The 26,002-nt window shown below is 45.1% G+C and carries 24 protein-coding genes; 6 read left to right on the plus strand and 18 right to left on the minus strand.

Going from position 1 to position 26,002, the window contains the following annotated elements; translation table 11 throughout:
• The first annotated feature begins 19 nt into the window (after positions 1 to 19).
• Both U0033_RS20345 and U0033_RS20350 read left to right on the plus strand, forming a co-directional pair.
• The gene (locus tag U0033_RS20345) at positions 20 to 1,066 is read left to right on the plus strand and encodes a glycosyltransferase family 4 protein (protein ID WP_083571418.1); all 1,047 of its coding nucleotides are present in this window, start codon (positions 20 to 22) and stop codon (positions 1,064 to 1,066) included.
• A gap of 20 nt (positions 1,067 to 1,086) precedes the next feature.
• A complete protein-coding gene (locus U0033_RS20350; protein ID WP_072358579.1) occupies positions 1,087 to 2,130 on the plus strand; it encodes a glycosyltransferase family 4 protein in 1,044 nt (347 codons plus the stop codon).
• 127 nt (positions 2,131 to 2,257) lie between these two features.
• On the opposite strand, the gene U0033_RS20355 is transcribed toward U0033_RS20350, so the two are convergent.
• Entirely contained in the window at positions 2,258 to 3,130 is an 873-nt protein-coding gene (locus U0033_RS20355) for a glycosyltransferase family protein (RefSeq protein WP_072358580.1), read from the minus strand.
• Positions 3,131 to 3,180: 50 nt separating this feature from the next.
• Here U0033_RS20355 and meaB point away from each other — a divergent pair, with 50 nt between their 5' ends.
• A complete protein-coding gene (gene meaB / locus U0033_RS20360) occupies positions 3,181 to 4,080 on the plus strand; it encodes a methylmalonyl Co-A mutase-associated GTPase MeaB (protein ID WP_072358582.1) in 900 nt (299 codons plus the stop codon).
• Here meaB and U0033_RS20365 read toward each other — a convergent pair.
• Positions 4,037 to 5,146 (minus strand): chloride channel protein, encoded by a 1,110-nt coding sequence (locus U0033_RS20365; protein ID WP_072358584.1) that lies wholly within the window; start codon positions 5,144 to 5,146, stop codon positions 4,037 to 4,039. The two genes, meaB and U0033_RS20365, sit on opposite strands and share 44 nt — an antisense overlap.
• 231 nt (positions 5,147 to 5,377) lie before the next feature.
• On the opposite strand from U0033_RS20365, the gene U0033_RS20370 reads away from it, so the two are divergent.
• Positions 5,378 to 5,638 (plus strand): DUF2024 family protein, encoded by a 261-nt coding sequence (locus tag U0033_RS20370; RefSeq protein ID WP_072359053.1) that lies wholly within the window; start codon positions 5,378 to 5,380, stop codon positions 5,636 to 5,638.
• Between the two features lie 62 nt (positions 5,639 to 5,700).
• On the opposite strand, the gene U0033_RS20375 is transcribed toward U0033_RS20370, so the two are convergent.
• The 15 genes from U0033_RS20375 to U0033_RS20445 form a co-directional block, all read right to left on the minus strand.
• Positions 5,701 to 5,913, minus strand: coding sequence for a hypothetical protein (locus U0033_RS20375; RefSeq protein ID WP_072358586.1), 213 nt, complete (start codon positions 5,911 to 5,913; stop codon positions 5,701 to 5,703).
• 82 nt (positions 5,914 to 5,995) lie between these two features.
• On the minus strand, positions 5,996 to 6,568 hold the full coding sequence (locus U0033_RS20380) for a DUF420 domain-containing protein (protein ID WP_072358588.1): 573 nt from the start codon (positions 6,566 to 6,568) through the stop codon (positions 5,996 to 5,998).
• Between the two features lie 96 nt (positions 6,569 to 6,664).
• Entirely contained in the window at positions 6,665 to 7,345 is a 681-nt protein-coding gene (locus U0033_RS20385) for an SCO family protein (RefSeq protein WP_083571419.1), read from the minus strand.
• 129 nt (positions 7,346 to 7,474) lie between these two features.
• A complete protein-coding gene (locus U0033_RS20390; protein ID WP_072358592.1) occupies positions 7,475 to 7,891 on the minus strand; it encodes a cytochrome C oxidase subunit IV family protein in 417 nt (138 codons plus the stop codon).
• Positions 7,892 to 7,934: 43 nt separating this feature from the next.
• On the minus strand, positions 7,935 to 8,609 hold the full coding sequence (locus U0033_RS20395; protein WP_072358594.1) for a cytochrome c oxidase subunit 3: 675 nt from the start codon (positions 8,607 to 8,609) through the stop codon (positions 7,935 to 7,937).
• Between the two features lie 31 nt (positions 8,610 to 8,640).
• Complete coding sequence (locus tag U0033_RS20400) at positions 8,641 to 9,198, minus strand: cytochrome c oxidase subunit 3 (protein WP_245801732.1); 558 nt, start codon at positions 9,196 to 9,198, stop codon at positions 8,641 to 8,643.
• Between the two features lie 32 nt (positions 9,199 to 9,230).
• Complete coding sequence (gene cyoE / locus U0033_RS20405; protein WP_072359055.1) at positions 9,231 to 10,139, minus strand: heme o synthase; 909 nt, start codon at positions 10,137 to 10,139, stop codon at positions 9,231 to 9,233.
• Positions 10,140 to 10,253: 114 nt separating this feature from the next.
• Positions 10,254 to 12,089, minus strand: a complete 1,836-nt coding sequence (locus U0033_RS20410; protein WP_072358598.1) for a cytochrome c oxidase subunit I — start codon at positions 12,087 to 12,089, stop codon at positions 10,254 to 10,256.
• A gap of 120 nt (positions 12,090 to 12,209) precedes the next feature.
• A complete protein-coding gene (locus U0033_RS20415) occupies positions 12,210 to 13,244 on the minus strand; it encodes a cytochrome c oxidase subunit II (RefSeq protein ID WP_072358600.1) in 1,035 nt (344 codons plus the stop codon).
• Positions 13,245 to 13,315: 71 nt separating this feature from the next.
• Complete coding sequence (locus U0033_RS20420) at positions 13,316 to 14,524, minus strand: quinol:cytochrome C oxidoreductase (RefSeq protein WP_072358602.1); 1,209 nt, start codon at positions 14,522 to 14,524, stop codon at positions 13,316 to 13,318.
• A 41-nt stretch (positions 14,525 to 14,565) separates the two neighbouring features.
• On the minus strand, positions 14,566 to 15,228 hold the full coding sequence (locus U0033_RS20425) for a c-type cytochrome (protein ID WP_072358604.1): 663 nt from the start codon (positions 15,226 to 15,228) through the stop codon (positions 14,566 to 14,568).
• 77 nt (positions 15,229 to 15,305) lie between these two features.
• Entirely contained in the window at positions 15,306 to 15,908 is a 603-nt protein-coding gene (locus U0033_RS20430) for a DUF3341 domain-containing protein (protein ID WP_072358606.1), read from the minus strand.
• Between the two features lie 59 nt (positions 15,909 to 15,967).
• The gene (gene nrfD, locus U0033_RS20435) at positions 15,968 to 17,455 is read right to left on the minus strand and encodes an NrfD/PsrC family molybdoenzyme membrane anchor subunit (RefSeq protein WP_072358608.1); all 1,488 of its coding nucleotides are present in this window, start codon (positions 17,453 to 17,455) and stop codon (positions 15,968 to 15,970) included.
• A 129-nt stretch (positions 17,456 to 17,584) separates the two neighbouring features.
• Positions 17,585 to 20,689, minus strand: coding sequence for a TAT-variant-translocated molybdopterin oxidoreductase (locus U0033_RS20440; RefSeq protein ID WP_072358610.1), 3,105 nt, complete (start codon positions 20,687 to 20,689; stop codon positions 17,585 to 17,587).
• A gap of 129 nt (positions 20,690 to 20,818) precedes the next feature.
• On the minus strand, positions 20,819 to 22,093 hold the full coding sequence (locus tag U0033_RS20445; RefSeq protein ID WP_245801733.1) for a c-type cytochrome: 1,275 nt from the start codon (positions 22,091 to 22,093) through the stop codon (positions 20,819 to 20,821).
• A 431-nt stretch (positions 22,094 to 22,524) separates the two neighbouring features.
• On the opposite strand from U0033_RS20445, the gene purN reads away from it, so the two are divergent.
• Together purN and U0033_RS20455 are read left to right on the plus strand one after the other, a co-directional pair.
• Positions 22,525 to 23,091 carry a phosphoribosylglycinamide formyltransferase gene (purN, locus tag U0033_RS20450; protein ID WP_072358614.1) on the plus strand — a complete coding sequence of 189 codons (567 nt, stop codon included), beginning with the start codon at positions 22,525 to 22,527 and terminating at the stop codon, positions 23,089 to 23,091.
• Positions 23,092 to 23,131: 40 nt separating this feature from the next.
• The gene (locus tag U0033_RS20455) at positions 23,132 to 23,797 is read left to right on the plus strand and encodes a hypothetical protein (RefSeq protein WP_072358617.1); all 666 of its coding nucleotides are present in this window, start codon (positions 23,132 to 23,134) and stop codon (positions 23,795 to 23,797) included.
• Here U0033_RS20455 and U0033_RS20460 read toward each other — a convergent pair.
• Complete coding sequence (locus U0033_RS20460) at positions 23,775 to 25,880, minus strand: TonB-dependent receptor plug domain-containing protein (protein ID WP_072358619.1); 2,106 nt, start codon at positions 25,878 to 25,880, stop codon at positions 23,775 to 23,777. The two genes, U0033_RS20455 and U0033_RS20460, sit on opposite strands and share 23 nt — an antisense overlap.
• Between the last annotated feature and the right edge of the window lie 122 nt (positions 25,881 to 26,002).

Raw genomic sequence — 26,002 nt, forward strand, 5'->3', positions numbered from 1 at the left:
AATTACCATTCAAACTTATATGCCGCGACTCTTACTCGACTGCGAGAAAATGAAATACGCCAATACAGGACTCTATGAATTCTGTAAACAGCTGGGCTTTGCCCTCCTGAAAAACAAAGCGGCCAATGAGGAAATGGTGTTCTATATGCCCAGACACCTGCAGGGATTTTTTGGCAATGAAGGCACCTACATTAAAAAGAACTCCCTGCACAAATACTGGATGCCAGACTTCAAACCAACCGTATGGCATACCACCTTCCAGTCCACCCGGTATATACCACAGCCTGGCAAAACGCCCATGGTATTAACGATCCACGACCTGAACGCCATTCACGAAAAACAAGCTCCTGCAAAGATCAAAGCAATCCTGAAATCCGTTCAGAAAAACATAGACCGTGCTGATCACGTGGTGACCATTTCTCAGTTCGTGATGGACGATGTAAAAACACACTTGAACCTGGGCAATAAAAAGACCAGCGTAGTATACAATGGAGGCCACCTGGAAACCTTTCCTGACTTTGATGCACCTGCTTACCGCCCGGCCACACCATTCCTGTTTAGCCTTGGAGGTGTAAATGCAAAAAAGAACTTTCATGTGCTCCCGGCATTGCTGAAAGGAAACGATTATGAACTGATCATAGCCGGCCCCATCTTCGATGAGCAATACAAACAGCAGATACAGGTAAAAGCACAGGAGCATGGCGTGGCTGACCGGGTGAAAATCCTGGGCGCCATATCGTATCCCGATAAATACTGGTACCTTAGCCACTGTGAAGGTTTCCTTTTCCCTTCTATCGCTGAAGGTTTTGGAATACCCGTGATAGAAGCGATGACCATGGGTAAACCATGCTTCCTCTCTACCAAAACAAGTTTGCCTGAAGTTGGCGGACCACTGAGTTACTATTTCCTGGATTTTGAACCAGGCAGCATGCAGGAAGTATTCCGGAATGGCATGCTCGATTATCAGCAAAAGAACCCTGCGGAGGCAATTAAAGCCTATGCAGCACGTTTCAGCTATGATAATATGGCAAAAGGCTACCTGGATATTTACCGGAGCCTGTATTAATCTTCAACTATCTTATTCATATGCACCGCATCGGTCTGGATTTTGAGAAACTAAAGTATCCACACAACGGTCTTTACACCTTCTGTTTACAATTAGGACAACGACTATTGAGCCTGCAGCAGCAGGATGAACAACTGCTGTATTACATGCCTGCATCCTTTGCAGCATTCAACGGAAGGTTTGAAACAATCCCGTATAAATGGTATGACAGGTATGCATTTCATCCGCCAAAAATGGATGTATTTCATGCTGTTCATCAAACGGGCAATGTATGGCCCAGAAAGCAGGCAAAAAGAACGGTTGTGACCATTCATGACCTGAACTTCCTGATTGATGACCGCTTGAAAAACTGGCAGAAAAAATACCACCTGAAGCAATTGCAAAACCAGGTGGATGAAGCAGATGTAATCGTGTCTATTTCCAAGTTTACACTGAATGCAATCAGGGAACATATCAGGGTACCAGACAGCAAATGCCAGATCGTATACCAGGGCTCTGAAGTAAAACAATTTCCGGGTTTTGATGCACCCGCTTACAAACCCCAAAAACCTTTCCTGTTCTCGATAGGCATGCTCACACCCAAAAAGAATTTTCATGTGCTGCCTTCATTGCTCGTGGGGAATGATTATGAATTGATCATTGCCGGCAGACAACAAGGTGATTATATTAAAAAAATTGAAGCAGCAGCGGCAGAACTAGGCGTGAGCAACAGGTTAAAACTCGTAGGCGGCATTACTGATGAAGAGAAATACTGGTATTACAGTCAGTGCTTAGCCTTCCTGTTCCCTTCACTGGCAGAGGGTTTTGGGGCTCCGGTAGTAGAAGCGATGCACTTTGGTAAACCAGTGTTTTTATCTGATAAAACCAGCTTACCTGAAGTAGGAGGAGCACATGCTTATTACTTCCGTGATTTTGCGCCTGAAGCGATGCAGGATGTATTTGCAAAAGGGCTGCAACACTTTTCCAGCAATGATCATACAGATGCTATAAAAAAATATGCCATGCAGTTTAGCTGGGATGCTAATGCAAAAGCATATTTTGAATTATATAGAAAGCTTTATTAAGCCGGCCACCAAACAAAAAAGAGGTTGTGCTCATAATCTGAGAATTGCTTAAACGGGTACCCGAATCCATCAGGGATCCGAATAAAACGGGGCTGTCTCGAAGTTTTGAGCAGCCCCGTTTCTTGTGCTATATTATTTTATAATTCCTGTAATCGAACAATCGCCTACCAGTTCTTTTTTCTATCCAGTACAGAATACTGTCTTTGAACCCAAACTTCTTCCTGCTGATATCATGCTCAAATTTCCAGTTCTTCTCATCAATTCTTGACTGCATAGCCTGCGGATGCTTACCCTTAAACACTTCCAGGCTATCTACCTCTCCATAATCAAACTCAGAAATATTCACACGCTTCTTCATCTTCTCATCATTCGCCCCATTATATAAAGTGTATGAATTATTCAATTTCCTTGCCTGCGCTTCCGGATCCTTTACCCATCCATAATGATAAATATGCGCGTCAACCGGCTTCACATGCAATTTCTGCCCCTCTTTCCTGAAACCCTGTGCATCCCGGTAAGAAGAGATCTTCTTATCATTCCTGATCACCCTGATCTCATTCTTATACCACACTCTCGAATCTCCTATATAATCGTAGCTACCAAAGAAGTGCATATACTCAAACAACAATCCTTCTACTCTTGGATCATCTTTGTATTTCTCCATCGCAGCCTTAATAGCCGGGTAATCCTTTTCATGCACCACCTCATCAGCCTGTATATAAAAACACCAGTCAGCATCCGAACTTACATGCGCAAATGCCTTGTCTGTTTCTACTGCCAGGATCCTGCCGCCTTCTTTCAGTGAATCATCCCATACAGAATGTGTGATCTTAATCTTGGGAGAATCGATCGACTGGATAAGCGCCAATGTTCCATCATCAGAATCACCAACACTGACAATCACCTCATCGCACAGTGGCAGGATCGACCTGATAGATGCCAATACAGGATAGTCATATTTAACGGCATTACGAACAAAAGTGAATCCGGCTACTTTCATATAATAGTTATATTGGCTGCGAAGATAATTCGTTATTCGTAAATTAGAAGATGCGTTCTCTATTGACAGCTCTATTACAGGGCTCAACCAGGGCCCTGGCCCGATGTATTACCCTGGTGGAAAATGAAGCCAGTGGGTACGAAGCCCTGTTAGCAGACCTGCCAGTCAATCACCATACCCGGGTGATAGGGATCACAGGCCCTCCCGGTGCCGGTAAAAGCACCCTCGTAAATGGCCTGATCGAACTATTGCTGGAACAAGGTAAGAAAGTCGGTATCATCGCCGTAGATCCAAGCTCCCCCTTCAATTACGGTGCCCTGCTGGGAGACAGGGTGCGCATGGCCCAGCATTTCAACAACGATAACGTTTTTATCCGTTCCATGGCCAGCCGGGGAGCCCTGGGAGGCCTCAGCCCACGTATTATTGAAGTGAGCGACCTGATGAAAGCCGCGGGTTTCGATTATCTCTTTATCGAAACAGTAGGAGTGGGGCAAAGCGAGGTAGAAATAGCAGGAATTGCCAGCACCACCGTAGTTGTCGTCGTACCCGAAGCCGGCGATGAAATACAAACCATGAAAGCAGGGCTGATGGAAATTGCCGACATCTTCGTGGTAAATAAAGCAGACAGGGATAACGCAGATGCATTTGTAAAAAACCTGCGCATCCTGGCACATAGCCGGGTACATGAAACAGCCGTATTAAAAACAGTTGCTACCACCAGCCAGGGCTTAAAAGAACTGATCCAGGCCATCGATCAGCATCAGCAGCACCTTACCCAAACCCCTGAAAAACATGCACAACTACTTACCGAAAAAGCATGGCAACTGATACAGCGCCAGCGAATGAAAGCCTATAACAGGCAGGCACTCTATCAGCAAATTAAAACCGGACTGGAAAAGGGTGACTTCAATTTGTACCGCTTCTTACAATCCATTTACGCAGCAGAATAGCTGGTATCAGTGCGGTGATAACAGGTAAGAGAACCATCCACTGATGGGTGAGCTCTATAGAAAGGATAAGCGCAGTCAATATTACCGGCAGTCTACCCGCCAACAGGGCAACAATGCCTACGATAGCCGCTAAACCAGGTGTTACATCCGTTTGACCAGCTGCCAGGCAAATCAGGAATATACTGGCCATTCCCAATGCACCACCAATTAACAGAAATGGTGAAATGATCAATTCCCTTCCCGGCGCTCCAGCGCCCGCAGCCAGGATCAGCATCACCATACGGACAAGCGATAATCCCAGCAGGATCTGTAAATTGATGTGACCACTCGCCAGCTCCGGAATAAAATTGCTGCCAGTACCCAAACCCTCAGGCCGCAGCCAACCCAGCACGCCAATAACAAACGCCGCTGCTACCGGCAACCATGCCCGCTGAAAGGTAATTTGCCCCAGCTTTTTAATCAGCCAGTTCATAAGGATCCCTAAGAGAGATACCACCATACCAGCTAAAAAGTAGATATATAAGTTACCCAACCTGAAGGCTGGTAAGGTTTCTAAAAATAAAACAGCATCCCAGCCCCTCCATACAAATCTAAGCAGGCACCCTGTTCCTGCCGCCAGCACAAGAGCCAGTACATTCAACACAGACACCTCCACAAAACCCAGTTCAAATACCAAAACAGCCCCTGCCACCGGTGCATTTAATAAACAAGCCAATCCAGAGGCTATCACAGCTGCTTTCAGCAATTTCCTTTCACCGCATAAGAACAAACCGCTGGCCAGCACTCCTTCTATCCCAAATGGGAAACCCGCACCGGTCATTATTACAGCACTAAGCGGAGTGAGCGATTTTTTTCCGGACTTTATCAACAGTATCCCCAGCAGCGCGCCGGCTACAGGAATAACAACCATCCATGCGCCCAGGCCGGAATTGCTGAGATCTGGCGCCTCAATAGAAAACGCCCCTAAATAGCAAAGAGAGCTCAATGCATTGATCAAATAGATGAGGCATTGCACCCCAACAGCTCCCAAAAATGCAGCAATCACAACAAGGCCTAAATTTTTCATTCTTAACTTCTGATTATGTTAATGACACGTTAACAAAAAAGACTACTTATTTAAGATCAATTTAATTCCTCATTTATTACAATCTAATAATAAAATTCTTATCCTGATAACACCTACTTCATTTTCGTGAGTAACAGATCGTCAATAGCATGTTAAATATTTCATGCCCTATAGACCCCTCCCTACTTTTGTGCGACCTAAATAACTGTTATTGACTTTTAATTCATGTCCATGGAAGTTGCTATTTTCGACACCTATGTGAAGCGCCGGGAAGGAGGTTACATGCATTTTGACATCATCGTCTCCTCCGATACTAATTACGAAAGCGTCCTCACTTTCGGCAATGCTTATCTTAAATCGCGTTCACTCACTGCCCCCATCATTTCTTCCCGCGACTGCAGGTTCTGCCATATGCAGGAAACCGTTCCTTCCTGGGAGAAAAATATTCAGCAGCAAGGTTATCACATTTACGAATTAGAAGGTTGCAGGTAATACTGTAGCACAAAGGGCTGACCATCGCTGATCAGCCCTTCGCTATTTTGATGTAATAGTAATTATGCCTGTTGTCTGTTATTCCAGTAATAACGGAAGCCCAGAAATCCAATGATAATGAGTGGCGTGGCCGCCAGCATTAGAATACCCGCATTCAAACCCTTTGCAGGGCCTTCTCCCAGTTGCTGTGCTGTCTTGGTACAAAGAGAGCACTGTGCCATTGTGTGAATGCTCAGGGCCAGGAGTACAACTGCTATTTGTCCAATCTTTTTCATACCTCGAATTTACGGATTAAAATTACATCTGCCCCCGGCGGAAAATGTAAGGGCATTATTTTAAAAAATATCCTTTTTGCCATCAATAATAAGGTGAGATCATCACATACACGATCACCCCGGTCACCGCCACATAAAACCAGATCGGCCAGGTAATGCGTGCTATTTTCTTATGCTTTTCAAAATCATTCTGGAACCCACGCAGTAATGTAAACAACACCAGCGGAACTATAATCCCCGCCAGCACAATATGCGTGATGAGAATAAAGAAATAAACATACCTCATACCACCCGCCGCTGCTTTCTCCGCCTCAGTTACAATGTAGTCATGGTTCACATCACCATACATAGTAGACTTCACAAAAAAGTGATACGTCACATACGAAACCAGGAAGATCGCTGACAATGCTACTGCAATCAGGTTCGCTGTTTTATGCGCCTTAACCTGCTTTACCTTGATAAAATACAGACTTGCCAACAACAACACTGCCGTTGCTGAATTCAATGCCGCATGAAACAATGGCAACACTGTCACATTGAAGCCTGCTTCCATATGCTGACGGGGCATAAACATCAACAGGGCCACTACTACCGGTATCGCAACTGATACGATCGCAATAGGCAGATTTAGATTTTTGTTTGTAAGACTACTCATGTCGGGATATTTTAAGCAAAAAAGTGAAACGGCAACGCTATTACTTAGCGTACACACATTCCACTATCTTACTTACTTTTCATTTTAATAATTTTCTTATTCAGTACCTGGATTTAAGATCCTCTTCAGAAAAGGAGGACGATTCTTTGCTTTCTCCAGATGTAATACTGCGATGTCATTTGCAATCTTGCGAATCACATTGCTGTCTGTTCCATCATAGTATCCCCTGATATGGCGATCCTTGTCCAGCAGGATCAGTTTCTCTGTATGAATAAAATCATCCGGCCCGCCATCACCATCTGTCACATTCACAAAAAGCTCATGTCGTGCCAGGTCATAAATATCCTTCTTACTACCTGTCAATAAAGACCAGTTATCAGGATTGATATTGCGTTTCAATCCATATTGACGTAATGTTTCCGACGAATCCCTTTCAGGATCTACTGTCAGCGACATTAGCTGCAGCAAGGTATCACTCTTGATATATGCTTTTTGCAGCTTCTCCAGGTTCTTCATCATAACAGGGCAAATGCTGGGACAGGAAGTAAAGAAGAAATTCACCAGCACCATTTTATGAGGCACATCATGCAGGGAAACCGGCATCCCCATCTGGTTGGTAAATGTAAAATCCTTTACCGTATGGTAGATCGTATCATACGTTTTCTTCCCATCTTTTATCACAGTATCTACCCGCTCCGCTACATAATGGCGGGGAAGGGGTACTGCATCCTCCCGATAGTGATCTACTATCAGGTAGCCCACCAATGGCAACAGCACGGCGAGTACTAATCCTAAAAGTCCTTTCTGTGTGATGGCGTATGGTATTAAATGTGAACAAAAAATTACGCTTTACAATATCCGCATCGCTGGGGACAATGTAAAGCGTAACAGTATAAAAGTGATAAATTATTCGTGGTGTCCCTCTCCTTCTTCCGTACTGATCACCTGTGCTTTTTCAGCTGCCTTTGGTGTACCAGGCGCCAGGTCTTTACGCATGTTCTTCCATGAATCACCATCAGCCAGGAAAGCGATGACAAACCAGACAAACAACAGCAATGGCATCAGCACCGTCATGATCAGGTTCCTGATCTCATGACCAAGGTGCATGAATTCCGCTACGATGAAGAAAGCCTTTACAATAGTCAGGATGACGAACAGGGAGTTTACTGGTAATTTAGGCCAGTGAAATTGCATATGCGCCAAAGCAATGACGATTTCAAAAATTGTGATCCCTAATAAAATCCAAAACGTTCTCCAGATGGTCTTGGTCGAGCTATCTGCTACATGAACGTCCTGACCTGCGTCTGTATGTGTATTTGACATGTGTTCTCTTTTTAAAATTCCAATTTACTAATAAGCAATCCGATCAGAGCAGGTAGAAGCAGGTGAATACGAATACCCAAACCAGGTCTACAAAGTGCCAGTACAGACCAACTTTTTCCACCATTTCATAGTGACCTCTGTCTTCATAAGTACCTTTCAGTACATTAGACAGGATTACGATGTTCAGGATCACACCGGAGGTTACGTGCAAACCGTGGAAACCCGTGATCGTAAAGAAGAAGTTAGTAAAGTTACTGGAAGCAACAGTACCGTCAGCATTAGGGAAAGGATTTCTACCCCACCATGCATGCTCATGCCACAGGTGTGTCCACTCCCATGCCTGACAGCTCAGGAACGCGATACCACCAATGATTGTCAGGATCATCCATTTTACAACATCCTTCTGACGACGCTGGTGACCAGCATGTACAGCCAAAACCATGGTTACAGAGCTCATGATCAGAATGAATGTCATCAAGCTCACAAATCCCATTGGAACATGTCTTTCGCCTAAACCAGGGAAAGAACGGAACACTTCGTTGGGGTTAGGCCATGAAGGACTCATGAAACGGATAGTTCCATATGATATCAACAATGCTCCAAAAGTGAACGCATCTGACAACAGGAAGTACCACATCATCAACTTACCGTAGCTCACATTAAAAGGAGAATGTCCCCCGGACCACCATTTTTTCTTCGCTGTAACTGCTGTATCCATTGTTTGTTTTGTAAATTAATTTTTAGAAGGTTTATCTGGCAATACTCAGAAAAATCAAAAGGTAAATCCACAGAATGTCTACAAAGTGCCAGTAAGTAGAAGCTACCTCAATCGGAACTGAACTATAGCTCAATACTTTGGTTCTGAAAGCCCTGCCAAACAGCACCAGCAAGGCAACCACTCCACCCAGTACGTGCAGCAGGTGAACACCCACTATCACATAGATGAAAGAGCCGGAAGCCGGACCATTTAAAGGCATTCCTCTCTGTGTCATTTGTGAAAATCCAATCCACTGACAAACCGCAAAAGCTATTCCTAACATGGCGGTCAGCGTGATCAGCTGTTTGTATGCCTGCATATTTCTGTTTCTGAACTGCTTCACAGCCATCTGAACAGTTAAGCTACTGGTCAGGATGACTGCTGTACTTGCCCAGAAGATCATAGGCAGATCGAAAGTGACCCAGTTTGCTTGCGATCGCTTTACAACATACGCGCTGGTAAAACCAATAAACATCATTGTAATACTCCCCATAGCAATCCATAGGGAATATTTGTGTGGATGAATCTTTTTGCGTTGTTGTAAACTCATTGCCTGCATCACTATTTTGTCTTTAAAACTTATTAAATGTTATGCACTTTATCTGCCAACAATGCCAGTTGCATTATTGTGAGGTAGATGTAAGAACCAAACATCAGCTTGCGCGCTGCCGGTGCATCACATTTCCTGTACAGATTTACCGCACGGTAAAGGAAGAAGAAGGTAGCCAGCAATACAATCACTGCAGAAATACCACCACTTACTCTAAAGAGATAAGGAAGAAAGCCCAGCGGGATCAGGAGGAATGTATACATTACTGCCTGGATAGCAATCATCCTGTTTGGCTCAGAACCGTTTGGTAATAATTTAAAACCGGCTTTTGTGTAGTCACTATGCCCAATCCATGCAATCGCCCAGAAATGTGGAAATTGCCATACGAACTGCAGCGCATATAATGACCAGCCACCTGCGCCTAATTCATCAGCACCTGCTGCCCAGCCTATCAATAGTGGCATCGCTCCCGGAAATGCACCCACCAGCACCGCCAGCGAATTCCATTTTTTCCAGGGGGTGTAGATAAAGGCATACATTACCAGGGATAATAAGCTCAAACCAGCACTCAGCCAGTTGAAAGCCCATGCCATGATCAATACACCTGAGATAGCCGTTACAAAAGCCAATACCCTGGCTTCTGCTTCAGAAACACGACCTGAAGGCAGTGGCCTTACGGCTGTACGCTTCATTAACTTGTCTGTCTCTACCTCGATTAACTGATTAATAGTGTTAGCTGAACCGGATACTAATAAACCACCGGCAAATAATTCTACGATCTTTATCAACGAAAACTCCACTCCAGGCACAAGGAGGTAACCCACTACACTGGAAAACACAACCATAAAGGTCAGATTAAACTTCATCAGCTGAGAATAATCCTTCACCTTACTGGCTACTACATACGACAACGATAATTTTATGGAGTTTTCTCTTATCATTTCTTTGTCCAATTCCGTGAGTGCGCGCTCACAGGGGTCCAAAAATATCAATCTTCACTTTCGTTTTGAAGTTGCCCTCCCTTTTAATGGGGGAGGACAACCGGCAGCTCAGTATTAGTGGCCGCCCTTAGCTTTTTCTTCAGGAGTCAGCGGTACGGTCTGAGGAATGAAGTCCTGACCATCCTTGCTGTAATCGTAAGCCCAACGGTGAACTTCAGGGATTTCACCAGGCCAGTTACCGTGACCGGGATTAATCGGAGTAGTCCATTCCAGGGTAGTTGCGTTCCATGGGTTCTGCGTTGTTAACTTACGACCCTTGAAGATGCTATAGAAGAAGTTAAACACAAACATAAGCTGAGTAGCGAATACCACGATCACTACGATAGAGATGAAGTGGTTCAGATCAGCGAACTGTTTGAATGACTGCCAGGTAGAGTAGTCATAATACCTTCTTGGCATACCCACCAGACCTTCGTAGTGCATTGGCCAGAAAATCAGGTAAGCACCAATCAGGGTAATCCAGAAGTGGATATAAGATAATGTGTTGTTCATGTAACGGCCAAACATTTTCGGGAACCAGTGGTACACACCGGCAAAAGTACCGAAGAAGGCAGATACACCCATTACTATATGGAAGTGCGCGATTACGAAGTAAGTATCGTGCAGGTGAATATCGATAGAGGAGTTACCCAGCCAGATACCAGTCAGACCACCGGAGATGAATGTGCTCACGAAACCGATAGAGAACAGCATACCAGGGGTAAAACGGATGTTACCTCTCCAGATCGTAGTGATCCAGTTGAACACTTTGATCGCAGATGGTACCGCAATCAGCAATGTCAACAGTACGAAGAAGGCACCAAGGAATGGATTCAGACCAGTTACGAACATGTGGTGCGCCCATACCAGGAAGGCCAGGATAACGATCGCGAACATGGATCCAACCATCGCCAGGTAACCGAAGATAGGTTTGCGGGAGTTAACCGCCATTACTTCAGATACCATACCCATTGCAGGGAGGATGATGATGTATACCTCAGGGTGACCCAGGAACCAGAACAAGTGCTGGTACAGGATGGCAGAACCACCTTCGTTGCTCAGTGCTTTACCGTTTACGAACAGTTCGCTCAGGTAGAAGCTGGTACCACCGTGGCGGTCGAACAGCAGCAGGATGAAACCTGACAGTAATACAGGGAAGGAAAGTACACCCAGTACAGCGGTGAAGAAGAAGCCCCATACAGTCAGCGGCATCTTGGTCATAGCCATACCTTTGGTACGCATGTTCAATATAGTAGAGATATAGTTCAGACCACCCAGCAGCTGAGAAACTACGAACAGCGCCATAGCAGACAGCCAGAGGTCCATACCAATTTTAGAACCGATTGATGCATCGCCCAGTGCACTCAGTGGAGGATAAGCAGTCCAGCCACCGGAAGCAGGACCTGTTTGTACAAACAGAGAACTCATCATCACCATGCTGGCCAGGAAGAAGAACCAGTAGCTCAGCATGTTCATGAAAGGAGAAGCCATATCGCGGGCACCTACCTGCAAAGGAATCAGCAGGTTGGAGAAAGTACCGCTCAAACCGGCAGTCAATACAAAGAATACGAGAATTGTACCGTGCATGGTTACCAATGCATAGTAAGCTTCGTCTGTAATACGGCCACCTTTAGCCCAATGTCCCAGTATGCTTTCCATCCATGGGAAAGTAGCATCAGGGAACCCCAGTTGCAAACGGAACAGTACGGAGAAGAAAGCACCTATGATAGCCCAGATGATACCGGTAATCAGAAATTGCTTAGCGATAGTTTTGTGATCAAAGCTGAAAACATACTTCGAAATGAAGCCACCCTCATGGTGCTCATGATCGTCGTGACCGTGGCCATGATCGTGCGCGTGCGCGCCGTGCATAACCTCCTGTTGACCGTGCAATGTTGCTTCGTTACTCATAATCGGTGCTGTTTATATAAAACTGATGTGCGTTCAGTTTTCTTACAATAATTTAAAATTCCTGTGCGTCTTGTGTGTGCGTCTTAAAATTCTTTCTCTGGCTACTAAGTTACTAATTCACTAGTTTTTAGCTACTGCCTTTTGGGTGCTGTCGGCAGCTGCTGCAGCTGGAGCGGGAGTTGCGCTCTCATGAGCAACGTCGTATTGAGCTTTCTGTTTTGCAGCCCATGCATCAAATTCTTCCTGAGATTCTACCACGATGTTAGCCTTCATGGAATAGTGGCCTTTACCACACATCTGGTCGCAGGAAAGTTCATATACGTAATCAGGATTGTCAGTCTTTTCCTTCATTTCCTTTGTGGTGAACTTTGGAGTTATCCACAGGGTAGTAGGGATACCAGGAACAGCATCCATCTTCATACGGAAAGCTGACAGACCTACGTCATGGATTACATCGCGGCTACCAATGATGAATTTCACCGGCTTGTTTACTACCAGGTGAATTTCAGTAGCCATGAAGTCATCCTTATTTAATTGATCATCCCAATCCTGACCTACAGGATTAGTTGCATCGTTGATGTTTTTGAAGAACTTACGACCCAGCTGACCATCTTTACCAGGGTAACGAACGAGCCAGTTGAATTGCTTACCGGTCACTTCTACAACCATTGCATCTTTCGGTGCATCAGAAGTGAGGCGGAACCATTGTCTTAAACCGAATGCTATCAGAATGGTAAGGGTGATAGCAGGAATTACGGTCCAGATTAATTCCAGTTTATTGTTGTGAGGGAAGTAGAAAGCCTTCTGGCCTTCTTTTTCCTGATATTTATAGGCGAACCAGAAAAGGAGGATCTGGGTGATAACGAATACGATACCAGTAATAATCAGTGTCCATTTGAGCAGGACGTCGTAACCTTCACCCTGAACAGATGCAGATTCAACTCCAATTTTACCTTTCAGTAAATCATTACAGTAGTAAACACCTATCAGGCCCACCACCAGGAACACGATCATCAGGAAGCCGTTCACCTTGTTAGATTGCTGGCGCGACTTCTTTTCTCCTTTTAATATCGACACATATTCGCTGGCCTTCGCAATCTGGAAGATGACTACGAATATGAGTACAACGACTAAGACTGCTAAATATCCTGACATTGCTATTTTGAATAATTAAGTTATCTAATGCTTTACGATTTTACCTAAATCTATCCCGGTACTATCACCAATTAAGCCTGGTGAATAATACTTTCTTTCAGATAAGGGTGATTCTTTGGAACCAGCGGAGCTTTAGTCAGCTGTTTTGATACCAGTAAGATAATCAGACCAACAAAACCAACACCTATACCCAGTTCAAACCAAGGGAACACCAGGTGCTGATAAGTACCAGGACCAACCAGCTGCCAGAAATCCATCCAGTGACCACCAATGATCAGCACAGTAATGAAAGTCATTGCAGACCAGCTACGTTTATTATCCTTGCTCATCAGGAACAACAGCGGAGTGATGAAGTTGATGGCCAGGTTCAGGAAGAAAATTGGTCTCCATTCGCCCCAAACACGCGGTTTGTAGTAGATAATTTCCTCAGGCATGTTAGCATACCAGATCAGCATATACTGGGAGAACCACAGGTACGTCCAGAAGATACTGAAACCGAAAGCAAGTTTACCAAGATCATGCAGGTGCTCTTCGTTAACCAGTGGCAGGTAACCCTGACGTTTCAGGTAGATCACCCACAGTGCGATCAGGGAAATCCCGGATACCCAGCTGCTCACGAAAGTATACCAGCTATACATTGTAGAATACCAATGTGCATCGATACTCATTAACCAGATCCATGGAGTAGTAGAACCAACACTCAGCGCATAGATAACTGTGAAAGCACCGCACATTACAGTATTTCTCCACAGAATGCGTTTGCCGTTTTCTTTGGAGAGATCCCATCCATCTTCTTCGATGGACATGTTGCGGAGTTTAATAGTAAACAGGATCCAGAGACCGATAGTCAGGACGCTTGCTATTGTTACGAAACTTGGATTGAGGAACGCTTCTTTCCAGCTCAGGATTGGGTCATGAGCTACATGTTCTTTATCAAGCCAGTGGTAAATATTACCTGCCTTACCATAGATCAGGCAGAGCAGGATAGCTAAAAAGATAATGCCCAATACAGGAACAGCCATTGAGATCGCTTCCGGTACGCGACGGAAGGCAACCTGCCAGCCTCCATGTGCCAGGGTAGTGGCACCGATAAAGAAGGTACTGGCTAATACAACAAGCAGAAAGAAAGAGCTGTTCTGCAGGAGGCCAGCCCAGAAACGTGTGGAGCCATGCTCACCACTAAATACGAAATATCCGATCAACAAAGTCAGCAAGCCAATAGCTATCAACACGAAGCTGGTCGTCTTTAATCTTGCCGGTACTACAAATTGGTCCTTCATTACTGTATATTAAAATACTTAATTAATGCTATTATATTCAATTATTTATGTGCAGTGCTATCCGAAGTTGGAGCTGCTGCCGCTGCAGGTGCTGGTGCAGTTGCAGGTTTAGCGCTTGCATCACCATCTACCAGGGTAGGAGGGTTCGCACCGCCGTTCTGTACACTGCGGATATATGCAGCAATTTTCCAACGCTGTGTTCTATCCAGCTGGCTGGCGTAGCTACCCATCACGTTGAAACCATAAGTCATTACGTGGAACAGGCGACCTTCAGTATAGCTGGCTTTTGCACCACTAGCCAGGTTAGCAGGAGCAGCTACATAAGGACCATTACCATCCTTATACAGTGGACCATTACCATCCAGCTTAGTACCGTGGCAAATACCGCAGTAAATATTGAATAAACGTTTTCCTTCCTCCAGATCCGCTTTCGCCAGAATCAGTGGATTTTTAACACCGTTAGCTAACGCAGTATCTTCTGCTTTCAGATGGTAAGGCAATAACTCTCCTCTTTTCACGGTGCCATCTACAGGTTTCATAGATGATACCTTCTCGTTATAGAACTCATAAGCACGGGATTCATACATGTCAGGCATGTAAATCCTTCCGGGCTTTCTGTTATTCTCTCCCCTGTTGCATGATACCGATACCAAAGCTCCACTTACCAAAGCAGCTGCGATCAATATGTTGGAAGTCCTTTTCATCTGTTTATTATAATTCAAGCTTATATTCTGTATACTTCTCTGTAAGTCTGATTTACAGGGAAGATTGAAATCGTTGTTTACGCGTTTACTGTTGCAGTCTCAGCGTTCTTGTACAGGGTAGGTTCATCATCCTGATCGAAACGACCGTACCACCATCCTGCTTCTGCACGCTGCTCGTTTATTTCTAAACCGCCCGCCTGTGCCAGGAGAGCTTTTACTTCTTCAGCGTTTGTTTTAGCAGTCACCTCGATTGCCATTACAAACAGGTCATCTGTCTGACGTGGGTGGAAGATGTGCTTCTTTACAAATGGCATCAGGTTACACAGGTAGCAGAAAGTCATCACCATACCTACCGCAGAGAACAATACTGTCAACTCGAAGGTAATAGGAATGAACGCCGGCAATGGGAAGTGTGGCTTACCACCAATGTTCAGCGGCCAGTCTGAACTGAAGATCCAGCTCATGCAGGATAATGCTGTTGTAGTACCGCAAACACCATATATGAAACCGGCAGTATGCAGGCTGGTTTCACGGAGACCCATCGCATGATCAAGACCATGCACAGGAAATGGTGTGTATACATCATGGATTTTGTAGCCCGCAGTTCTTACTTTTTTAACTGCCGGAAATAATACCGCCTCATCATCAAAACTTGCTACAACGAAATTTTTAACCGCCATATGTTTAAAAAAATTCTAAGTCTAAAATGTCTATGTCCAGATTTCTTAACAGCTAACAATTAATTGTGAGCATGTGCTACGGCATGACCTGCATGTCCGTGGTCGTCATCATGAGAACCATGTGCATGGTGCTCAAATTCTTCAGCAGAAAGTGGCTCCAGTGGCTCCATGTTATTCTTCTTGAAACTTTCGCCGGAAGTTTTCAGTACGAACTTGATTTCCGCAACTGCAATTACCGGGAAGTATTTAGCGAACAGGAAGAAACATGTGAAGAACAGACCGAAGGTACCCATGTAGAAACCAACTTCTGGCCAGGATGGACGATAGTAGCTCCAGCTGGATGGCAGATAGTCACGGTACAGGGAAGTACAGATGATTACGAAACGCTCGAACCACATACCGATGTTTACAATGATAGACATCACGAATGTTACTACGATGTTTCTTCTCATTTTACGGAACCAGAATACCTGCGGCGTGATTACGTTACAAGTCATCATGATCCAGTAAGACCAACCCAGCGGACCCGCTGCGCGATATTTGTAGAATGTTGCAAATTCGTAAGGAACAGCTGCATACCATGCCATGAAGAGCTCCGTCAGGTAAGCACAACCTACCACAGAACCAGTCAGTACGATTACCTTATTCATGGCTTCCATATGGCCCATGGTAATATAATCTTCCAGACCTAATACTTTACGTACAATGATCAGCAGGGTATTTACCATCGCAAATCCGGAGAAGATCGCACCCGCTACGAAGTAGGGAGGGAAGATGGTAGTATGCCAACCAGGTATTACTGAAGTTGCAAAGTCAAAAGATACGATAGTGTGTACAGAAAGTACCAGTGGAGTAGACAGACCTGCCAGCACCAGAGACAGTGCCTCATGACGCTGCCAGTGTTTTGCAGAACCGGTCCAGCCGAAAGATGCTACACCATACAGCAGCTTGCGCAGTTTGGTCTTTGCCCTGTCACGAACAGTTGCAAAGTCAGGCAGCAAACCTGAATACCAGAACAGCAGAGATACTGTGAAATAAGTAGAAATCGCGAACACGTCCCAAAGGAGTGGAGAGTTAAAGTTCACCCACAGCGGACCACGTGTATTTGGATAAGGTAATACGAAGAACGCCATCCATACACGACCCATGTGGAAGATCGGGAACTGACCGGCACACATTACCGCGAAGATCGTCATCGCTTCTGCCGCACGGTTTACCCCTGTACGCCATCCCTGGCGGAACAGCAGGAGGATCGCAGAGATCAGCGTACCCGCGTGACCAATACCTACCCACCATACGAAGTTGGTGATATCCCAACCCCATCCAATTGTTTTATTCAGGTTCCACACCCCGGTACCATAATAAACTTCCCAGGTTACAGAGAAAACACCCCATAACAACAACGCTACGGAAATGAAAAAGCCTATATACCACAGTTTACCAGGCTTCCCTTCAATAGGGCCGATGATATCTTCAGTTACCTGGTGGTAATTCTTCTCCCCATCAACTAATGGTTCTCTTAATGTGGATTCGTACTTTAAATGCATAATTCTTTAAGCTTTTACCCCTAACCTTTGCTCGCGCTTTAGAATAAGGAGCTTTTATTGTTCTAAACTTAAAACTTTATCTCTCTGTTAATCTTTCGTTCTCTTTAGCAAAAAGCCAGCCTTCGCCGACTATGCTTCATGATGAGCTGCATGCTCTTCCTTCTTACCCTCTGCTTTAGCCTCAGCGTCTTTGTTTCTGATCTTAGCCAGGTAATTGATGGAAGGCAATACGTGCAGTTGTTCCAGTACATAGTACATTCTGCTCTTCTGCTCTTCGTTACGCACTTTATAGATACGGCTTTCCTTATCGTTCACGTTACCGAATACGATTGCATCTGCAGAACAAGCCAGCTGACAAGCAGTTCTCGCTTCACCATCCTTCATCGGACGGCCAGCTTTCTTAGCAGTCAGTTTAGCATCCTGTAATTTCTGTACGCAGAAAGAACATTTTTCCATTACACCACGGCTACGAACCACTACATCAGGATTCAGTACCATACGTGTCAGGTCATCGTTCATACCACCTACATCATACAGGTTGTTATCGAAGCTATCTGCACCATTCCAGTCTCTCCAGTTGAAGCGACGTACTTTGAACGGACAGTTGTTAGCACAATAACGGGTACCGATACAACGGTTGTAAGCCATCTGGTTAATACCTTCAGAGCTGTGGTTGGTAGCTGCTACCGGACAAACGTTCTCACACGGAGCGTTGTCACAGTGTTGACACAGCATAGGCTGGAACACTACTTCAGGATTGTCTTCATCTGTACCGCCAAAATAACGGTCGATGCGGATCCAGTGCATTTCGTGCGCCTTGATCACCTGTTCTTTACCAACTACTGATACGTTATTTTCAGCCTGACAAGCTATGGTACAGGCACCACAACCGAAACAGGTGTTCAGGTCAATTGACATACCCCATTTGATACCATGATATTGGTGAACATCAGGGTACAGGGTACCATTCTTAACGAAGTTGCTTACTGTATCTTTGGGATTAGCAGCATCATAACCAAACTGATCCAGTTCTTTCCTGTCTTCATTCACTTCCTCTGGGTTCTTGATGAACTCTTCCAGGGTAGTTTCTTTGATGATAGGACGACCTTCATAGCTATTGTGAGTTTGGGTTACACCAATCTCGTAAGTCTGGTTAGTTTTCTCAACACTTACTTCAGCAGCATAATAATCGCGGGTAGTACCGTTGAAGCTTACAAAGTTGTAAACGTTCTTACCTACACCAGCAGCAGCTTTACCTGCGTTAGCGTTACGGCCATAACCTACAGCGATAGCGATCACTTCAGGATGGATACCTGGCAGGATCAGCAATGGCAGAAGAACCTCTTTACCATTTGCTTTTATCTTCAGAACAGTCTTATCGTTGTTGATTTCGTAATCATCACCCAGCTCAGAACCGAAAGTCTTAGCCAGTTTGTTGGAGATGACAGCGTAGTTATCCCATGTAGCACGGGTGATTGGGTCAGGCATTTCCTGCAACCATGGGTTGTTGGCTTCCTTACCATTACCGATCGCTACTTTTTCATACAGTACCAGTTCGAGTTTACCGCCCTTCTTTGCGCTGTTGATTTTAGCAGCTGCATCAGCTACATTACCGGCGAAAGAAGCACCACCCAATGCAGGCGCAGTAGCTGGTTCGATCACACCATCCTGCAGCACTTTGTCCCATGCTTCCTGGCTACCCAGTTTAGCAATCCACTCGTTCTTCAGGAAATCTTCCCATGCAGTAGTGTTGCCACTCCATGCCAGGAGGGTAGCTTCGAATGCACGTGTTTTGAACAGTGGTGCAATGGTTGGCTGTATGAAGGAGAAATATCCGGTGCGGCCTTCAGCATCACCCCAGCTTTCGAGGAAGTGGTGAGCAGGAGCAGCGAACTTAACGTTCTCGGAAGTTTCGTCTTTATGAGAGTTAAAGGAAACAGTCAGTTTGGTTTTCTTCAGACCTTCAGTGAAAGCCTGTGCATTGTAGTAGTCGTAGCTGGGGTTTACACCGTAGATGAACAGACCGCCCACAGTACCTGCGTTCAGATCTTTCACCAGTGTTTCCATGTCGCTATCGATACCCTGACGGTAGTTAACAGTGGAGGTCCAGTCGATGGTAGTACCGTTAGCGCCGATCTGGCTGTTGATCGCGTTAACAATGATCTGTACGTTTACATCGTTGGAGCCTGCTACTACGATGGCTTTACCATTGTTAGCCTGCAGGGCTTTGGCCGCTTTCTGGATACCTTCTGCCAAACGCTTGTCAGCAATGGCAGGAGCGCTTACTGCACCGCCTACTGCATTCAGCAGGGCGAGGGCAACAGCACCAGTTTCAGAAGGCTTGTGTGTATATCTTTCATCAGCATTCGCACCGGTTACACTCATCATGCTCTCGAAGTGGAAATGTTTGCTCATTTCCGGCTTCTTCTCATCGATCTTACGGGTAGAACCATATTGCTTGCTGTATTCAACAGGGTTTAACCAGGTACCCAGGAAGTCAGCATTCAGGCTCACAATCACTTTGGCATTTTCAAAGTGGTAAGCAGGAAGCGTGCGCTTGCCATAAGAAGCTTCGTTAGCCAGCAGCATACCGGAGTAAGAAACTGCATCGTATGTTACATGGCGGAAGCCTGGATATTTAGCCTGGAAACCAGCGATTACTTTTTTAGTAGAAGGGCTGATGATGGTAGAAGTCAGCAGTACAATCGGAGCACCTGCCAGACCCGCGATAGCAGCAGCTACCTGTTTGTCCAGTTCGGCCCAGGTAGCCTCAGCACCTGCGATAGTTGGGAAACGCAGACGGGCTGCATCGTACAGGCTCAGCACTGAACCCTGTACTCTTGCAGTAGAGGATGTACCAGTAATAGAAGACAATTCGTTACCATCCACTTTGATTGGACGACCTTCGCGGGTTTTCACCACCAAAGGAACGAACTCACCATCAACGGCATATGTAGAAGCGTAGTAGTTAGGTACACCTGGAGTGATTTCCTCAGGCTTATTTACATAAGGTATTGCTTTCTTCACAGGTATCTCACAACTGGCAGCAATGGTAGCCGCTGCAGTAGTGAACCCCAGGTATTTCAGGAAGTCCCTGCGTGGGGTAGTAGCATTCAACAGGCTTTCACTCTCCTCAAAAGGCAGATCCTCTCTAAATTCGTTATTCACAATCTCCTGATGTTCCTTGGTATTGTGCAACTCCTCCAAGCCTTTCCAATACTTTTTTTGCTCCATGTTATTTATACTAACGAGTTACGGATTATAATTAGCACTATGAAGAACGATGTATGAAGCTGGTATTATAACGATCTGTTTTACGCTACAACTTTGCTTCCTCCACCAGATTTATCTTCACTTATTATATTAATAGTGACATTTCTGACATTCAGTACCACCCACCATTTCAACAGTCACGCTGTCGATCTTGTGGTCTTTAACATCCTGGTGGAACTTCTCGAAAATGCTGTAGTATTTGTTGTCAGCAAACTGCACCTTGGTAGTACGGTGACAGTTGATACACCAACCCATTGACAGATCCGCGAACTGATGAACTTCATCTTCTTCGGTGATAGGACCGTGACAAGTCTGACACTGTTGCTTACCAGCTACTACGTGTTGAGAGTGGTTGAAGTAAACGTGGTCAGGCAGGTTGTGGATCTTAGTCCATGGAATAGGTTTGCCTGGTTTAGTGTAAGCTTTAGCAGTAGCATCCCAACCAACATACTCGTACAGTTTCGCGATTTCCGCTGTACCGTTGATCTTCTTGCCTTCTGCATTGAACAGATCCGGACCATTGTATTCACCAATCACTTTGTGACAGTTCATACAAATGTTCTCAGAAGGGATCATTGCATGCTTACTCTTCTCAGCACCAGCATGGCAGTACAGACAGTTGATCTGGTTCATACCCGGGTGAACTTTGTGAGAGAAGAAGATAGGTTGCTCAGGCATGTAATCTTTCTGACGACCCAGACCGATTGCTCCGTTGATGGTGAAGTAACCACCAACCATGAACATCACCAGGATCACCAGCGCGATGTATGCTTTGTTTTTGTAGAAAGGAACAGGTTCTGGAATTGCTATGCCTTCTTTATCAGCAGCAAGCTTGTTCAGATTGCTGTTAATCTGGAGGAGAATCAATGCTACAACTGCGAGAACCAGCGTAATGATACCGAACAGGAGGCTGTTATTAGCAGAACCTTCTTCCGTAGTTGTACCATTATCTGTCTTGCCTTTAGCAGCATCATCCTTGGCACCACCTTTGGCTTCCTCTTGCGCAACAAACGCCAGGATATCATCGATATCGGCGTCAGATAAACTAGGGAAACCTGGCATCGCAATCTTGTACTCATTGTACAATTGATTAGCATACTGGTCGCCAGTAGCTAATACAGCTGCTGAGTTGTGGATCCACTGATGTAATAATTTCTTATCACTCCAACGACCCTCAACACCCGCCAGGGCAGGACCAGTTAGTTTCTTTTGGACATTATGGCAAGATGCGCAGTTGCTCTGAAACAATGTTTTACCCTTGGAAGGATCGGCAGCCCTTACTGAGAAGGAAGCGATCATACCAACGCATAGGACAAGAACACTCACAAAATGCTTACGCATACGGATGGAAACACGACGATACACAGCCTATTTAGTTTAGATTTGACCTTAAGTTTCTTTAAAAAGTGCCAGCAAAAATAAGACACAATATTGACAATATACTAACAATTATAAAAAAATCTTACTTGCTTCACTAATTCCTTTTTCCTATACATGACGCGGAAAAGCGCGTATTGATCAGATACTTTTACATAAAAAAAACATGATAAATATCATAAACTGCAGTCCGGTTTCACCGCATCGTTCCAAACATAAATATTGCCATGTATTTTAATATGGTATAAAGAGGGGTATAATGGTCCAAAGTTGTGCCTCAGGTTAATTAACCTCTTTGCCCAGCGAATAGTTCAAATATACTCCGAAAATTCTGCGATCAAAACAGGCCCTGCCGCACATCTGCTGATATTTAGCTAATTTTGTAAATCTTTCTTTATTAAGCAAACAAAAGAATCAACTTGAAAAATATAGCCATCTTCGCTTCCGGTGCAGGTAGTAACGCGCAAAAGATCATCGACCATTTCAAAGGCTCCGACAAAGCCGCCGTTACCCTCATCCTCTGCAATAAACCCGGAGCCGGCATTCTTACCATCGCTGAAAATGAACACATCCCTTCTATATTGATAGAGAAAGAACGCTTTTTCAAGAGTGATGATTATATTCAGCTCCTGAAAAAAGCAAATATTGAGCTGGTTGTATTGGCTGGTTTCCTGTGGAAAGTACCAGCAAACCTGGTAAAGGCTTTTCCTGACCGTATTATTAATATACATCCCGCCCTGCTTCCTAAATATGGAGGCAAAGGCATGTACGGTCACTTTGTGCACGACGCCGTGATCTCCGCCAGGGAAACCGAAAGTGGTATCACCATCCATTTTGTCAATGAAAAATATGACGATGGCGCCACTATCTTACAGGAACGTTGTACCATCACCCCGGACGATACCCCGGATACCCTCGCAAAGAAGGTACAGGTGCTGGAACACAAGTTTTATCCACTAATTGTGGAACGATTATTGACTTTATAACCGGTCATACTTTCAGCTAAGAAGCTGGTAATTAAACTATATGAAACAACCACTGCTTGTTACATGCTTGTTATTACTGAGCACGGCTTATACCTTTGCACAGGATAGCAAATCCCCGTTTAAAAGGTCTACCTACATCAAGGTAAACCCGACTACGCTCATCAATGAACTGGATATCTCGCTCGAACAGGAACTCAGCGAAAAAATGAGCCTGGAAGTAGGCGTATCCGGTGTCTATACCGATTACCCGGACTACCTCCTGTCTAAGAAAATAGACATCGGACAAAAGAAACCGGATATCAGTACCGAACAGTTTGTAGATGGGAGAGGACTGGGATTCCGGGCCGGCCTGCGCTGTTACCTGTTTTCTTCCAGGGATGGCCTGTACAGAGCTATGGGCACCTACTTCGAACCCGTATTAATATATAAGAAGGTATTCTACCCCAACGAGGCTATAAACGTCAACGATAATAATTATAAACGATCCGCCACCAAAGATGTATACGCCTTCCAGATCCTCCTGGGCCGGCAGATCACAAAAGATAAAGTCGTCTTCGACCCCTTCGTCGGCTTAGGCATACGTACCAAAGTCTATCGCTACCAGAATTTCTCAAATAATAATGGTATGACCCAGTCGAATGATGGCAGACTGGTAAGTGTACTGCCAAGCATTCAGCTGGGGATTAAAATTGGACTGAAACTTTAACACTGCAATTCCTACCTATATTATATATACCTGATCGCCCATTCGGCGAAGCCGTGTAGTACTCAAAATATTTTAAACGGTTCATGTTTGCCTGGTACACGGTATTCAATACATTGTCTACCTGGAAAACCAGGTCAAGCCTTTTCGCAATAGTGCAACCCGCCCCCAGGTTAAATAACACGTATCCATCCGTAGCCGTCTCTGTTTTATCTACCGCATAAAAATGGTTTTGCTTCGCATAGCCGTCTACTTCCACCCTGCCATACATTTTTGGAAATACCGCTTTCCACTCCGAACGCCCATGCAATGGCGGAATAAAAGGCAGGTACCTGGCCTGATCACCATGTTCCCGGATTAATGCACTGTTTTGATTCAAACCCACAGTATAAGCCAGGCTATTGTTAATTTTTAACCAGCTGATAGCCCGGGGATGAAGATTAAGCGTGAATTCTCCACCATACAACCTGGCTCCTGACTGCTGGTATTGGTATGTCGCATTTCCAGGTACAATCACTACATCACTCAGGCGGGCCTGGTAAATATAATTGGTGATATGATTATTAAACAGCTCCACACTGATATCCACATCCCCCAGGTAAGCGAGGAAACCAATATCTTCCTGCAGACTAAACTCAGGCTTAAAGCCGCGATTCCCTAAATACACAATATGTGCGCCCGGATCCAGGCCATTGGATCCGATCTCTGTAATATTCGGGGCACGATACCCCCTGGCAATGTTTGCCTTCAGCAATAAACGTTCACTCAGATTGTAGGTAGCACCCACACTGCCGGAGATACCATTATAATTATGTGCAAATGCAGTAAACTGCCGGAAGTCATCCCAGTTGATATGGCGGTGATCGTAACGAAGCCCACCAGATACATCCACCGGGCCAAAAGACTTTTTCAGGAAATAAAAGGCTCCTATATCAAAGAGGTTGTAGTCCGGGATGGGGAAGTCGGTTGCATGCTGACTACGATTGGCCTGGTACATCCCATTCGCCCCGATCGTCATTTCTATATTATTAACAGTGGGCAGGTTGTAACGGAAATCGTAATTCAGGGTATTTAATATTAAGTCCAGGCCTGCCTGCTTTGGTTCCAGCGGATGATTGTACTCCTGGCGAACACTTTGTTGCAGGGCAATAGACGAAAGGAAGCTCCCGATCTGGGTGCGGTTGTATAACCTGTAATGCCGGATCTGCTGGTGAAGGTCAGTGATCGAATAAGTCTTTAATAAGTGATCAGGTACCAACGGGCGGTTTTTGAGGTCGTCGTTCACACCTTCTGCTACCTGCTTTGTGAATTGACGGGTGAGTGAATCCCGGCTACCGTCAGGAATTTCCTGCAGGTTATTATATAAGGTGGCGGCCAGCAGGGAGTAACCCCATTTTTTATCTACCCGGGCCATAGCTGTGCCATTCAGTTCACGAAAGGCAGTACCATACACATAGCCATCTACGGCATTACGGTAATTATGCGCCATCTTGCGACTAAGCCGAAAGGCATAATGCCAGTCATTTTTATGATAGGAAAGACCAAGGGAGGCGCCGATCATACCATTGTTGGATTGGTATTCTGTCAGAAAATTGCCTTTCAATTTACCATCTTCCCCGCCAGGCAGGTCAGGGATCATATTGACCACACCCGCCAGGGCATCGGAGCCGTAAGTAAGACTTGCCGGGCCTTTTACAACTTCAGCACGACCTATACCATATTGATCTACTTCTATACCATGTTCATCTCCCCATTGCTGGCCTTCCTGCCGCACACCGTCGTATAAGGTGAGCACCCGGTTATACCCCAGGCCTCTGATAAAAGGTTTGGAAATGTTAGGGCCGGTAGTCACAGCAGAAACCCCGGGGATAGATTTGGTGATAGCGTCGATGAGGTTGGTATTAAGGTGGGCAGACATCTCTTTTTTAGTGAGCACAGAAATAGGTACGGGGTTTTTCCGGACCGTGGTGGTCCTGGTCACACCTGTCACAATTATCTCGTTCAGGTGCGCGGTCTGGATGGAATCATTTTGGGCAAAAGCAGCCATGCTACAGAGTATGAGCACTGCTGTAAGGAGTCGGAACATGTATGTTTGATTTTCACGAAAGTATTTTTTAATTTTTTATTACCAAGAAATAATTTTTAGGCTAGCCTAAATTATAGGGTAATAAAGAAAACCCCTACCTTTGCATCATACAAATAACAGAT

This window comes from Chitinophaga sancti (assembly GCF_034424315.1).
Taxonomy (GTDB): domain Bacteria; phylum Bacteroidota; class Bacteroidia; order Chitinophagales; family Chitinophagaceae; genus Chitinophaga; species Chitinophaga sancti.